Source organism: Nannocystis exedens (assembly GCF_002343915.1).
Classification (GTDB): domain Bacteria; phylum Myxococcota_A; class Polyangia; order Nannocystales; family Nannocystaceae; genus Nannocystis; species Nannocystis exedens.
Window position 1 is genome coordinate 374,689 of record NZ_NETK01000002.1, and the last position, 13,184, is coordinate 387,872.

10 protein-coding genes are annotated in these 13,184 nt (G+C 73.4%); 3 read left to right on the forward strand and 7 right to left on the reverse strand.

Annotated elements, in window-relative coordinates; all coding sequences use genetic code 11:
* Window positions 1-5 precede the first annotated feature (5 nt).
* From NAEX_RS45480 to NAEX_RS45490, 3 genes are read right to left on the reverse strand one after another with little or no spacing between them, the layout of a single operon-like run.
* Window positions 6-1,052 carry an FHA domain-containing protein gene (locus tag NAEX_RS45480; RefSeq protein ID WP_096334185.1) on the reverse strand — a complete coding sequence of 349 codons (1,047 nt, stop codon included), beginning with the start codon at window positions 1,050-1,052 and terminating at the stop codon, window positions 6-8.
* 51 nt (window positions 1,053-1,103) lie between these two features.
* On the reverse strand, window positions 1,104-2,159 hold the full coding sequence (locus tag NAEX_RS45485; protein ID WP_096334186.1) for an FHA domain-containing protein: 1,056 nt from the start codon (window positions 2,157-2,159) through the stop codon (window positions 1,104-1,106).
* Window positions 2,160-2,194: 35 nt separating this feature from the next.
* Window positions 2,195-5,737 (reverse strand): tetratricopeptide repeat protein, encoded by a 3,543-nt coding sequence (locus NAEX_RS45490; RefSeq protein WP_096334187.1) that lies wholly within the window; start codon window positions 5,735-5,737, stop codon window positions 2,195-2,197.
* 161 nt (window positions 5,738-5,898) lie between these two features.
* Here NAEX_RS45490 and NAEX_RS45495 point away from each other — a divergent pair, with 161 nt between their 5' ends.
* Both NAEX_RS45495 and folD read left to right on the forward strand, forming a co-directional pair.
* Entirely contained in the window at window positions 5,899-6,249 is a 351-nt protein-coding gene (locus NAEX_RS45495) for an FmdB family zinc ribbon protein (protein WP_245914012.1), read from the forward strand.
* Complete coding sequence (gene folD / locus NAEX_RS45500; RefSeq protein WP_096334189.1) at window positions 6,246-7,103, forward strand: bifunctional methylenetetrahydrofolate dehydrogenase/methenyltetrahydrofolate cyclohydrolase FolD; 858 nt, start codon at window positions 6,246-6,248, stop codon at window positions 7,101-7,103. Before NAEX_RS45495 ends, folD begins: the two co-directional genes overlap by 4 nt.
* A 429-nt stretch (window positions 7,104-7,532) precedes the next feature.
* Here folD and NAEX_RS45505 read toward each other — a convergent pair whose 3' ends face one another.
* Together NAEX_RS45505 and NAEX_RS45510 are read right to left on the reverse strand one after the other, a co-directional pair.
* Entirely contained in the window at window positions 7,533-8,468 is a 936-nt protein-coding gene (locus NAEX_RS45505) for a ParB/RepB/Spo0J family partition protein (RefSeq protein ID WP_096334190.1), read from the reverse strand.
* A complete protein-coding gene (locus NAEX_RS45510) occupies window positions 8,465-9,289 on the reverse strand; it encodes a ParA family protein (RefSeq protein WP_245914013.1) in 825 nt (274 codons plus the stop codon). The genes NAEX_RS45505 and NAEX_RS45510 overlap by 4 nt, the downstream gene beginning before the upstream one ends.
* Window positions 9,290-9,402: 113 nt before the next feature.
* Here NAEX_RS45510 and NAEX_RS51795 point away from each other — a divergent pair, with 113 nt between their 5' ends.
* A complete protein-coding gene (locus tag NAEX_RS51795; RefSeq protein ID WP_170136587.1) occupies window positions 9,403-9,576 on the forward strand; it encodes a hypothetical protein in 174 nt (57 codons plus the stop codon).
* 128 nt (window positions 9,577-9,704) lie between these two features.
* Here the strand turns inward: NAEX_RS51795 and NAEX_RS45515 are convergent, their stop codons facing one another.
* Both NAEX_RS45515 and NAEX_RS45520 read right to left on the reverse strand, forming a co-directional pair.
* Complete coding sequence (locus tag NAEX_RS45515) at window positions 9,705-11,069, reverse strand: lamin tail domain-containing protein (RefSeq protein WP_096334191.1); 1,365 nt, start codon at window positions 11,067-11,069, stop codon at window positions 9,705-9,707.
* 155 nt (window positions 11,070-11,224) lie between these two features.
* Window positions 11,225-13,054 carry a sigma 54-interacting transcriptional regulator gene (locus tag NAEX_RS45520; RefSeq protein ID WP_096334192.1) on the reverse strand — a complete coding sequence of 610 codons (1,830 nt, stop codon included), beginning with the start codon at window positions 13,052-13,054 and terminating at the stop codon, window positions 11,225-11,227.
* Window positions 13,055-13,184 lie beyond the last annotated feature (130 nt).

Sequence of the window (13,184 nt, forward strand, 5' to 3'; positions counted from 1 at the left end):
GTCCCTCAGCTCTGGCGCACGTGGAACAGCTGCTGGCCGATCAGCAGCAAGCTGCCGAACGGGACGCACTGGCCGCTGCGCACGCGCAGGTAGGTGCCGTTCGACGAGCCGCGATCTTCGAGGAATACGCCCTCGTCGTCGCCGCCGATCCGGCAGTGCGTGCTCGAGACGTAGCCGTCGGTGGGGAAGGTGAGGTCGCCGCGCTCGCGGCCGACGATGAACTCGTTGCCGACGATCGGCACCGCCTCGCACGCGCGGCCGCCGTCGACGATCACGCTGATCCGGCCCCAGTAGCCCGGATTCGGGCTGCCCATGCGCTCGGTGCCGTCGGCCAGCGCCTCCGCCTCGGGCAGGTCCTCGTAATAGAGGAGCTCTTGACCGACGCGGAACGTGTCGCCGTGTTGCAGCTCGATGCGGCCCTCGATCTTGCGGTAGACGCCGTTGACGGGGCTGAGATCGTCGACGCGAACGCCCTCGGCCTCGACGGTGAAGGCGCAGTGCTTGGGGTTGAGGTAGAAGTCCTGATCGAAGGGCGGACCGGAGTCCCGCCCGAACGGGATCGGGCCGTCCTCGAGATCGATCGTGCCGCCGTCGCTGCCGTCCTCGCGCAGCAGGTGGAGCGCCGCGCGCAGCTTGGGCCGCGCCGAGGGGCGAGCGGTGATGGGCGGAGGGACGGCGGCCGGAGGCGGCGTGACGGGCGCGGCGCTCAGGCGGTTGCCGCAGCGACCGCAGAACAAAAAACCCTGCGGATTGACCATGCCGCAGGCATTGCAACCGTTCTGCGCCGCCTCGGCCGGCGGGGTCGCAGCTGCGAACGACGGTGCCGAGGTCGCGGGCGCGGGCGCCTTGCCGGCCGGCGGCTTCGGCGGATCGATGACCGTGCCGCCCGAGGTCTGCGGCGCGACCGGCGGGGTGATCTGCGTGCCTGCGGGGGTGTGACTTGCACGCGGCGGCACCGACGCGGGAGCGCCTCCGGGCAGGCGCGCGCCACACCCGAGGCAGAACTTGTAGTGGTCCTGATTCTCCTTGCCGCAGTTCGGACAGATGATCACAGCTAGAGGCCCCTTCTTCAGGCCGCGACGGGCCGTGAAGCGAAATGTCGCTTACGAGATCTCGACGCGCAGCAGCTGCTGGCCGATGAAGATGTAGTCGCCGTGGAACAGCTCGACGGCACCCTTGATCCGCACGAAGGTGCCGTTGCGCGAGCCGGTGTCGGTCAAGATGATGTGGTGCGAGTCGGACGCCGAATCGAGGCGCGCGTGGCGGCCCGAGATGAAGCGGTCCTGCGGGAAGTTCATGTGGTTGGCCTCGCGACCGAGCGTCAGCGTGGTGCCCTGGGCCGAGACGATGCGACCCTCGCCGCCGCCCGCCAGCAGCTGGACCACGCGGAAGCGCGCGTCGGGCCGCGGGCTGGTGTAGCTGTAGGTGTGGTTGACGTCAGGGCCGGGCTCGTTGAAGGGCGCGCTGTCGAGGCGGAGCAGCTGCTCGCCGACGAGGAAGCAGTCGCCGTGGTCGAGCGGCACGGGCGACTTGATCCGCACGAACACGCCGTTGACGCTGCCGAGATCCTTGGCGAACAGGCGGTTGCCCTGGACGCTGAAGAGGGCGTGCTCGGGGCTGAGAAAGAAGTCTTCGTTGAAGCGGATCTCGCCGGTGCTGCGGCCGACGATGTGGTTGGTGGCGCTGAGGTGGTAGGTGACGCCGTCGCCGCCTTCACCCTTGATGACCACCAGCCGCGGCACGACGTGCTGCTGCTGGAGCGCGCCGAAGAACATGGTCTTGGCGGCGGGCTTGCCCTGGAGCGCCTCGAGCGGGGCGCCGGTCACGGCGTTGAAGCGGGGCTGGGCCGCGGGCACGGCGGTGGCCGGCTGCACCGACGAGATCACGGTCGAGGGCGGCTTGACCGCGCCGTTCTGCGGCGCCGAGGGCTGCCCCTGCAGCGACGGCAGCGGGACGGTGGCGGGAGATGACGCGGTCGAGACCTGCGTGACCGGACGCGGCGGCGAGCCGGCGCCGGCGGACGGGTGGGCGCCGACGTTCGGCAGCACCGCGGAGGGCGCGATCGGTTGCGGCGCGAGGGCGGCCGCGCACCGGTCGCAGCTCACGGCGCGCAGCTGGTTGAGGTGGCCACACACCGAACAGGCAAGGCCCAGTTCCATGACCCGGGGATCCTCATCCGCGCGCGGCCTCGTTGTCAACGCGACTCGGGCCCGCGAGGCGCCGGAACCGGCTCGCGGATGAGGGGGCGCAGGTCGAGGCAATCGCGCTCGCCGCTGGCGGCGCACGGGCGGCGCAGGCGGTCCTGGGACCACGCCTCGGCGCGTGTGCCCGCGGCCGCGGCCGCGAGGGCCTGCTGCAGCGCGGCGGCGTGGGGCCTCAGGACCGAGGCGGGCAGGGGCTCGATCGGCGGCGCGATCGCCTGGGCGAGCCACCGATCGATGGCGATCTCCCAGCTCCCGGCGCGTAATGGCGGCAGGGGGGGCAACTCGACGCGCGCAGGCGACGGCGCCAGCAAGCGCCCGAGCGCGGCGCCGGCGGCGTCCCGCGGCAGCCCGCGCGGTCCGACGTAGCGCCCGAGCAGCGTCGCCACCGCCTCCTCGCGCCCGGCGTCACGACGGAGCTGTCCGAAGCGCCAGGCCGCGATCGCGGCGATCACCGGATCGCTGGCGTTCAGATCGGCGCCGACGCGCGCGAGTTGGTCGTCGTCGGTCAGCGCCGCGCGGGCGAACGCGCAGACCCGTCGCGCCTGCTGGCTGCCGGCCGCGGCGGCGAGGCGAGCGACGCGCTCGCGGTCGGCGAGGTCGCCCCCGCGCGCCAGCGAGGCGCAGGCGAGCGCGATCATCAGGCCCTCGTGCTCGGGGGCGGCAAACCGGCGCAGCTCGGTGGCGGCCGCCGGGGCGCTGCTGCGGGCCAGCGCCCACGCCGCCGCGTACCAGCTCTCGCGCGAGGCGTCGCCGGTGCGCAGCAGATCGGCGAACACCGGCACGGCCTCGGGCTCGTCGAGCGCGCCGGCGGCCTGGATGGCGGCGGCGCGGGCCTGCTCGAACGCGGTGCGGACGGTGCGGGTCGCGTCGCGCGGCGGGGTCAGCTGCGCGCCCATGCGCGCCAGGGGCAACGCCGTTTGGGGCAGCGCGAGGCGGCCGAGGTGCTCGGCCGCACGGAGGCGACCGGTGACCGGACCGCGCGCGAGCGCCTCGACCAGCGAACGCCGCAGCGCGCCGGTGCGCGCGGTCCGCTCGGGCTCGTCGCCGCTGGCCAGCCATGCCTTGACCGCGGAGGTGCTGGCGCGATCGAGGGCGTCGAGGAGCAGGGCCCGGCCCTCGTCGGCGCTCGGATCGCGGCGCGCCCGCGCGAGCGCGAGATCGAGGATCGGCGCGATCGCGCCGCGCGTCTCCGCGAGGTCGAGGGCGCGCCGGCCGGCCTGCTCGACGACCTCGGGCGCCCCGCCTTTCTCGACGATCGCGCGCAGCATCGCCTCGGCGCGCTCGGGTCGCCCGCGCGCGAGCTCGATCTCGGCCAGCCGCAGCCGCGCCGGCGCGTGGGTCGGATCGCGCTGCAGCAGCCCCTCGTACAGCTTCGACGCCTGCTCGGGCTCGCCGCGGCGCTCGTAGAGCTCGCCGATCCGGATCAGCACCCGCGCGCCGTCGGCCTTGTCGAGCTCGGTGTGTGCGGCCGCCAGCAGCACGCGCTCGATGTCACCTGACTCGAAGGCCACCTCGGCGAGCTCGGCCAGGACGTCCGCGCTGCGCTTCGGGTCGAGCGTCATCATCCGCTCGAGCGCGTCCATCGCCGCGTCGCCGCGGCCCGCGCGGCGCAGGGCCAGGGCCAACTCCGCCAGCCGCTCGGGATCCTGCGGCCGCAGGCGCACCAGCTTCTCGTGGACCGCGACCGCCTTGGCGTACTTCTCCTCGCGGGTGTAGATCTCGGCGAGGAGCAGACCTGCCTCGAAGGCCAGGTCGTTGTCCTTGCCGTCGAGGTCGAGCAGCGCCTGCTTCTCGATCGCCTGGCGCCGGCTGGTGAACTGCGAGAGCGTGCCGCCGACCAGGATGTCGACGATCCGCGTGCGGGCCTCGTCGTGGAGGATCCGGTGCTCGGGCGCACGGGTCAGCTCGAACACCTGCTGCCAGGTGGCGAGCGCCTGGTGGGGCAGGCGATCGTCGGTCTCGAGGATCGCGCGCAGCCGGAGGTACTTCGGCTCGCGCGGCGCGGCGGCCAGGGCCTTCTGCAGCGACAGCACGGCCTCGGGCCTCCGGTGCTCGGCGAGGATCTCGGCGTGCCGGGCCCAGCCGGCGTGCGCGGGCCGGACGAGGCCCGGCAGCAGCGCCCACTCCTTCATCGCGTCCGGCTCGCGGTTCATCTGGAACAGCTGCTCGCCGAGGGCCACGCGCGCGTCGGGGTCGCGGGGGCGGGCGCGGACCAACCGCTGCGCCACCGCGAGCGCGCGGTCGGGCTCGTCGTGCAGGTTGTAGAAGTCGAGCAACCGCAGCAGCGAGTCGCCCTGGGCGGTGGCGGAGGCCTCGAGCTCGGCGGCGACCTTGAGCCCTTGCTCGCGCTTGCCGGTGCCGATGAGCCGCGCCGCCAGCTCGAGCCCGAGCTGCAGCCGTTCGGGGCTCTTGGGCCCGAGCTTGGCGAACTCGGCCAGCGCCGCCTCGGCCTCGCCGCCTGACTCGAGGGACATGACCAAAGCAGCACGTGCCTCGGGATCGTCGGGATCGGCCGCGAGCGCGCGCCGCCAGGCGTCGACCGGATCGGCGCCGCCCGCCGCCTGCGCCCGGGCCAGCGCGCGCCAGCCGGCGCCGTCGCGGGCCTGATCCGGGCGACCGAGGAAGCGCTCGATCCGCGCCGGCGTGTCGCCGCTGGCCTGCCGCGCACCTGCCTCGAGGACCAGGTCCCACGCGGACGCGCGCTCGGGGCTGCCGGCGCGCGTCGCCTCGACCTGCGCCCACGCCAGTTCGCCGGCCCCGGCGGCGTCGCCCGCCGCGAGGCGGGCCCGGGTCCATTCCTCGCGCGCGTTCAATTGATCCGGGCCCCGGAGGGCGGCCACGGCCTTGGCGTAGGCCGCCTCCGCAGGCGCAGGTTGGCCGGCGCGGGCGGCCGCGCGGGCGAGGCGGAGCTGGGCCGCGCCGTCGCCGGGATCGCGGGCCAGCGCCTGGGCGAGCCGCAGCGCTTCGGGGCCGAGCTGGTGGCGATCGGCGATGTCGAGCGCCTGCAGGCGCAGCGCGTCGTCGTTGCCGGCCTGCGCCGCGGCCTCGAGCGCCGCGACGGCTCCGCGAGCGTCCCCGGCGGCCTGCAGCGCCTCGACGCGCAGCTTGAACACACGGCTGCGCAGACCGCCGGCGCGCGGCTCGAGCTCGGCGAGGCGAGCGGCTGCTCCCCGCGGATCGCCGAGGCCGAGCTTGGCCCGCGCGTCGAGGATCCCGAGGGGCAAGTCACCTGGCGTTCGGGACAGGCCGGCCTCGATCCGCTTGGCCAGGCCCGCCTTGCCGAGCACCGTTTCGAGCGCGCGCCACTGGGCCTGATCGAACGGCTGCTTGCGCAGCTTGTCGAAGCGCTGCTGGACCAGCGCGGGGTCGGCGGCGCTGCGCTCGACGCTCCAGTCGTCCTCTACCGGAGCTGCGTGAGCAGGCCGGCCGGCGAGGAGGGCGAGGGCGAGCGGGATCCATCCGCACAGCGCGTGAGCCCCAGCACGCGGGCGAGCCGTTCGCGAACGCGGCGCGAGGCGGGGCCGGAGGACCATCGCAGCGAGCCTAGCAGGTTTACCGGCGGCGTCGCGGGCGAACGCCCCCGCGCCACCGCGCACGGCGACGCGAGCGCACCCGGCGGCGCGGCGTGGCGGGCCGACCGGACCCGGTCCTGCGCAAAGTGGCGCGCGGCGGGGTGGGTCTTGACCACAAATTCATGCACCCTACATTCCCGCCCGAACCCACGGTCATGCCGATCTACGCCTATCGTTGTCTGCAATGTGAAGCCGAGCCCGAGTTCATCCAGAAGATGAGCGACGACCCGATCACCGTGTGCGAGGCCTGCGGCGGCCAGCTGGTCCGCAAGGTGACGGCCGCGTCGTTCCACCTCAAGGGCGGCGGCTGGTACAAGGATGGTTACGCCAGCACCAAGCCCGGTGACGGCGGGGACAAGAGCAAGGGCGGGGAGTCGAGCTCGACGCCCGCGAGCGACAGCTCCGCCGGCAAGTCCGAGTCGACGGCCAGCAAATCGGCCGAGTCGACGAGCGCGAAGGCGGCCACGTCATGAGCGCACGCCGGCTCGACGGCAAGGCCCGCGCGGCCCGTCTGCTCGGGGAAGTCGAACAGCGGGTCCGAGCCTGCATTGAGCGCGGCGTCCGGCCTTGCCTGGCGGTCGTGCTGGTCGGCGACGATCCCGCGTCGCAGGTCTACGTCCGCAGCAAGGAGAAGCGGGCCGCCGAGATCGGGATCGAAGCCCGCGACCATCGCCTGCCGGCGACCACCACGACGGACGAGCTGCTCGCCCTGGTCGCCGCGCTTAACGCCGATCGCGCGGTCGACGGGATCCTCGTCCAGATGCCGCTGCCGCCGCAGTGCGACGCGCAGCGGATCTTGCTGGCCGTCGATCCGGCCAAGGACGTCGACGGCTTCCACCCCGACAACCTCGGGCGCCTCATGCTCGGGCAACCTCGCTTCGTCGCCTGCACGCCGCAGGGCTGCATGCTGCTGCTGGCGGACGCCGGGATCGCCCTGGCAGGGGCGCGCGCGCTGGTGATCGGCCGCTCGACGATCGTCGGCAAGCCGATGGCGCAGCTGCTCGTCCACGCCGACGCGACGGTCACCGTGGCGCACTCGCGCACGCGTGACCTCGCGGCCGAGGTGGCGCAGGCCGACGTCGTGGTCGCGGCGATCGGCCGGCTCGAGTTCGTCCGCGGCGAGTGGATCAAGCCGGGGGCGGTGGTGATCGACGTCGGCATGAACCGCCTCGCCGATGGCCGCCTGGTCGGCGACGTCGAGTTCGCCGCCGCCGAGGCGCGCGCCTCGGCGATCACGCCGGTTCCCGGCGGCGTCGGCCCGATGACGATCGCGTGCCTGCTCAACAACGTCGTGCTGGCGGCCGAGCGACGGGCCGGCCTAAGTTGAAAAGACATGTTCTTGAGGGCATGTCCGATGGGACTTGCCTCTTCGAGCATGTCGGTTCGGAAATGTTCTGAAGTGGCCATCCACGAAACGCCCGCTGGTCGGCGCTACGCGGGCTTTCGCCGGCTCGGCCCGCGCCCGGGCTGCGCCTGATAAGGATCTGCGCGGTGCTCTCGGTCCTCCTCCTCTGCGTCGGGTTCGGCTGGCTGATGAGCGCGCCGACGAACGGCGACGAAGGCCGGAGAAGCTGCCGGCCGGGCCTGGCGACATCCCGCCACTTCGACGGCGCCGTGCCGGCCAGGGGCAGGAGCGTCGGCGCCGAGGCCTGTTGTGCGAGCTGTGGGGACGAACGCGGGCGCACCGTCGACCGGTCGGCCGGCGAGGCACCGGACATGGTCGGAAAGACATGCCCCCCGGAGCATGTCCTCCGTCTCAGGTCTCGTCGTCGCGGCGCTCGCCGAGCAGGTGCTCGAGCAGGCGGTCGAGCTCGTCGAGGCTGCCGTAGGGGACCTCGATGGTGCCCGCGCCCTTCTTCTTCGCGTCGGAGCGCACGGCGACCTTGACGCCGAGGCTGCGGCGCAGGCGCTCCTCGAGGTCGCGGACGATCACCGCCCGCTTGTGCGTCTCCGGGTCGGGCTCGACCTCGGGCTCGGCGGGCCGGAGGCGCTCCCGGACCGCGCGCTCGACCGCGCGGACGCTGAGGCCCTTCTCGATCGCCTCGTAGGCGAGGGACAGCATGTCGGCCGCGTGCTCGAGCGCGAGCAGGGCGCGGGCGTGACCCATGCTGAGGCGGCCGTCCTGCACGAGGTCTTGCACCTTGGAGGGCAGGCGGAGCAGGCGCAGCGCGTTGGCGACGGTGCTGCGGTCCTTGCTCAGGCGCTCGGCCAGCTGGTCCTGCGTGTAGCCGCGGACGTCGATGAGCTGGCGGTAGGCCTGGGCCTCCTCGATCGGGGAGAGGTCGAGGCGCTGGAGGTTCTCGAGCACCGCGAGCTCGAGGCGGTCGCTCTCGGGCGTGTCGCGGACGACGGCCGGCAGCTCCTGCAGCCCGGCCAGCTGCGCGGCGCGCCAGCGGCGTTCACCGGCGACGAGGATGTAGTGCCCGGGGAGGCCGGGGTTGGGCGTCACGACCACCGGCTGCAAGAGCCCGTGGCGCTTGAGGCTGTCGGCCAGCTCGCGCAGCAGCACCGGCTCGAACTGTTTGCGCGGCTGGTCGGGGTTGGCCGCGATCTGTTCGATCGGCAAGGTGCGCAGCGTCGGGCCGGTGGTGGCGGCGACGGGTGTGTCAGCGGCGGCGGCCGGCGCCGGCGCCTGCGGGATCAGAGCGCCGAGGCCGCGGCCGAGGGCAGGGGGCCGTTTGGGGAGGTTCACGCGTCGGGCCTCGCTTCGATGCGGGACAGCAGCTCCTGGGCGAGGTCGAGGTAGGCGCGGGCGCCCTTGCTCTCGATGTCGTAGAGGAGGACCGGCTTGCCGTGGCTCGGGCTCTCGCTCAGGCGGACGTTGGGCGGGATGGCGGTGGCGAACACCTTGTCGGCGAAGTGCTGGCGGACCTCGGCGACGACCTGCTGCGCCAGGTTGGTGCGGCGGTCGAACATGCAGAAGACGATGCCCTCGATCGCCAGGCGGGGGTTGAGCGCCGCGCGGACGCGTTCGATGGTGCCGGTCAGCGCGCCCAGACCCTCGAGCGAGAAGTACTTGGCCTGCATCGGGATCAGCACCGTGTCGGTGGCGACCAGCGCGTTGAGGGTGAGCAGGCCCAGCGACGGCGGGCAGTCGAGGATGACGAAGTCCCAGTCGAGCTCCGCCTCGGCCCGCTCCAGCGCGGCCCGGAGGACCGACTCGCGACCGTGGACGCCGACCAGCTCGATCTCCGCGCCGGTCAGGTCGGCCGAGGCGGGCACGACCTGCAGCGTCGGCAGCTCGGTCGGGTGGACCACGGCCTTGAGCGGGGCGGCGCCCAGCATCAGCTCGTAGGTGCCCTTGTCGACCTGGCCGCGGGGATAGCCGACCGCCGAGCTGGCGTTGCCCTGGGGGTCGAGATCGACGAGCAGGACCCTGCGCTCGGCTGCGGCCAGGCTGGCGGCGAGGTTGACGGCGGTGGTCGTCTTGCCCTCGCCGCCCTTTTGGTTGCTGACAGCGACGATCCGCGGTCGCCGCCGCGCGGGCGACCTCGATGCGGTGACCTTCGGCACGGGGCCACTCCCTACCACGGCCGGAGCCGCGCCGCTCGCCTGCGAAGAGGGAGGGGATGTGATTGGAGGTCGTTTTTTTGCCTACCATGTAGGATAAGACCTACAAGGTGGGCATGAGCTACTACCGCACCGCGTTCACCAGCTTCGAAGAGTTCCAGCGCGAGGCGCTCCGCAGCGACCGCGACGAGCTCGGCAAGGAAGAGCTCGAGCTCATCTATGACCTCGAGGACAGCGACAACCTGGTGCGGCCGGCCGCTCGTGCCCGTCGGCGACGGAGCCGCGAGTAAGCCATGGCCGCGCTCACCGGAACCTTCGCCGCGAACCCCATCGCGGCCGCCCAGGGGGGCGATCTGTCGACCCTGGTCCTCGGCGCCTCGAAGTTGATCGTGTTCGCGATCCTGAGCTGCGCCGTGACTCAGAGCCCCGGGCTCGGCGCCGCGAAGTCCCAGCTCTCCGGCGCATCCGGTGCCTCCGGCGCAGCGCGGACCAGCGCGGCCTCCTGGGTCGCCGGGTCGGGCGCCGCCAGCGGGTCCGGCCAGGCGCGGTAGCTGCTCCGCAGCTCGCCCAGCTCGTCGCGCAGCGCGACCGCCTCGAAGTTGCCCAGCCCCGCGTTGGCGAGCGCGTTGTCGTCGGTCCGCAGGACCAGGGCGTCGCCGACAGGTCCTTCGTACAGGGATCCGACGAGCAGGGCCTTTCGGCCAGGTGCGAGACAGGTGCTCGGCGCACAGCCGCCGTCGCCGCTGACGTAGAGCAGGGGATCGGCGCCGGGCGCCCCGGGATCGATCGCATCGGCGAGCGTGAACGCGGCGAGATCGACGGCGCCGGGGCCGAGGTTCACGACCTCGACGAACTCGGCGTGCTTCTCCGTGCTGGCCGGCCCGGGCGGATTGCTGAGCACCTCGACGATCGCCAGCGTCGCCGGGAGCGGCGGGTCGCCCGTGCTGTCGTCGTCGCCGGGATCGGGCAGGTCGCCGGGACTCGGCACGCAGGCGATCCAGTCGCCCGCGCCGTGATTGTCGACGGCCGGGTCGACGCGGCACAGCGACTCGCCGGCGCCCGGTACCGCCGCGGGCGGGCCGCTCCACAGCGCGGGATCGTCGAAGGGCGCCGGCTGAGCGGCGCCGTAAAGGACGGCGTCGCCGAGGTTACCGTCCTGGTCGCGCAGGCCGACGGCGCCGTCGTCGTTGCGCAGGCCGCCGCTGTCGGCGAACGCCGCGCGCAGGACCTCGCCCTCGCGCAGGACCGAAGGGACAGGTAGATCGGCCGGGCTGGCGTAGCGCAGCAGCAGCAGGCGTTCGCCGGGGTGTAGCACTTCGCCGCCGATCCCGAGATCGCCCATCCACAGCTCGGGCCAGCTGCGCGCCGCGACGATCAGGCCGCCGAGGGTCAGCGGGGTGTCGCCGACGTGGGCGATCTCGACGAACTCCGGGCTGGTGACGCCGCCGTCCTTGCCGTCGGGATCGGCCATCACCTCCGTGATCCGCAGCACGCTCAGGTCGATGCTCGGCTCGCCGCCCGTGTCCGTGAGGACAGGTCCTCCGGACCCTGTCCCGAAGGTCGAGGTGGGCTCGGGGAGCCCGAGATCGACCGGCGAGGCGCCCCAGTCGGTCAGGCTCGGCCAGGTGCTGGCCTCGACCGTGGTCGAGGTCCCGTCGCCGCTGCTGCCGGACGAGCTGGTCGAGGTGTCGGTCGGGACGCCGGCGGGCTGCGGACTCCAGGCGCCGCAAGCGGTCGCAAAGGCGAAGACGAGGAGGGGAGAGACGAGGTGTCGTGGATGCACACCCCGAGGTCGTGGTTCGCAGGGTCCGCTTTGCAGCCCGAACGCGAATTTCCCTGGCACGGGCCCGTGAGCCGGCGCGCCAACCCGCGTTGGCCCCGACCGCCGCTTCGTCGCGTGCCCGGTGGGCCGGCCCCGCCCAACCCGCGTCGGGGCGCTCAGCCGAGCGCGTAGTCCTTGAGCTTGCGGTAGAGCGTGGTGCGATCGATGCCGAGGAGCGCGGCGGCGCGGGCCTTGTTGCCGTCGGTGGCCGCGAGGGCGCCGAGGATCGCCTCGCGCTCGAGCTCCGCCAGCGGGCGCACCAGCCGTGCATCGGGAGGGGCCTCGGCCGGGGCGATCGGCGCGGCGCGCATCAGCTCGGGCGGGAGATCGTCGAGGTCGAGGATCGGGCCGTCGCCGAGGACCATGGCCCGCTCGATGACGTTGCGGAGCTCGCGGACGTTGCCGGGCCAGCGGTACCGCGTCAGTACCTCGAGCGCGGCCGGCGAGACGTCGGTGATCCGCCGGCCGAGGCTCTCGCCGAACAGTTTTGCGAAGTGCAGGGCGAGCCGCGGGATGTCGTCACGACGCTCGCGCAGCGGCGGGATGGTCGTCTGGATGACGCTGAGCCGGTACAGGAGATCTTCACGGAATCGCCCGGATTCGACCATCTGCGGCAGGTTGCGGTGGGTGGCGGCGATCAGGCGCACGTCGACCGAGAGCTCCTTGGTGCCGCCGACCCGGGTGAGCGTGCGGTTCTCGAGCACGCGGAGCATCCGCGCCTGCGCTGGCAGGCTGAGCTCGCCGATCTCGTCCATGAACAGCGTGCCGCCGTGGGCACGCACGAACACGCCTTCGTGCTGGCTGACCGCGCCGGTGAAGGCCCCTTTCTCGTGGCCGAACAGCTCGCTCTCGAGCAAGCCCTCCGGGATCGCGGCACAATTGACGGCGACGAAGGGCTTGGCCGCGCGCGGCGACAGGGCGTGGACCATGCCGGCGGCGAGCTCCTTGCCGGTGCCGCTCTCGCCGAACAACAGCACCGTGGTCGGCGTGGCCGCGACGCGCTCGAGGAACACGTGGAGGCGCTGGATCGCGGGCGAATTGCCGATGATCTGGCCCGGGGCAGAACCTGACTTCTGAGACAGCTTCGCGGCGGCCGTGAGCTGCTGCCGCTCGCCGGCGCTCTCGCCGCTGGCGCTGACGAGCTGGGCGGCGCAGACCAGCAGGAGCAGCGCTTGCTCGTCGTAGGTGGCCCGCACGGCGCGCGGCGCGTCCCACTCGGCGTAGAAGATGAGCCCCTCCGCCGGGGCGGCCATGGCTCCGACGATCCCGCGCAACTGCACGCTGCGGCGGTCGGCGAGGTCGGGCTCGGCGAGCACGTCGCGCAGCAGGAAGCCGCGGCGCTCGCGGAGCACCCGGGCGAGCAGGGCGGGCGAGAGGGCCAGGTCGCAGACGGGGCCGGCGCTGGCGCTGCTGAGGATGTCGCTGCCGTCGGGGCTGAGGAGCAGCGCCCGCGTCGCCGGCAGGGCCTCCAGGGCCCACGCCGTGGCGGCGCGGAACACCCCCGGCAACGAGCCGCAGCGGGCCAGCTTGTCGCCGAGGGCCGCCAGCGCCGCCAGGCGGTTGCGGCCCTCGGGGCTGGAGATCGCCCGCGCCGCATCGAGCTCGACCGTGCCGCGGACCGGCGCGGCGGGCTCGGGCGCGGCGAAGCCGAGGGTGGTGTTGCCGAGGGTGAAGGCCGCGCCCGGTGCCAGCTCCTGACCCGCTTTCAGCGCCAGGCGCTGGCCCTCGGCGACGCTCCATACGGGGTTGACGCCGGCGACTTCGACGACGCGGAGGCGGCCGGCGGCGCGATCGAGCTGAATGGTGAGGTGATGGCGCGAGACCGCCCCGTCGCCGAGTTGCAGGCCCTCGCCCTGGCCGCGGCCGATCGTCAGCGGCCCGTCGCCGAGCTCGAGCTGTCGCCCGCGATCCGGTCCGGCCTGGACGATGAGCAGGAAAGGAGGCACTTCCCGCGACTATAACATCGCCGCTGCGCCCGGCCGGGGCGCGCGCCGATTCTCGCGGAGTGTCGGCGAAATTGACGACACGTCCGTCCCCGCCCGAGACCGCAAATTCCGTTCTCCGGGCCACGAATCA

Coding starts and splice junctions, on each gene's coding strand:
- NAEX_RS45485 (WP_096334186.1), bottom strand. CDS start 2,159: ATGGAACTGGGCCTTGCCTGTTCGGTGTGTGGCCACCTCAACCAGCTG.
- NAEX_RS45490 (WP_096334187.1), bottom strand. CDS start 5,737: ATGGTCCTCCGGCCCCGCCTCGCGCCGCGTTCGCGAACGGCTCGCCCG.
- NAEX_RS45495 (WP_245914012.1), top strand. CDS start 5,899: ATGCACCCTACATTCCCGCCCGAACCCACGGTCATGCCGATCTACGCC.
- folD (WP_096334189.1), top strand. CDS start 6,246: ATGAGCGCACGCCGGCTCGACGGCAAGGCCCGCGCGGCCCGTCTGCTC.
- NAEX_RS51795 (WP_170136587.1), top strand. CDS start 9,403: ATGAGCTACTACCGCACCGCGTTCACCAGCTTCGAAGAGTTCCAGCGC.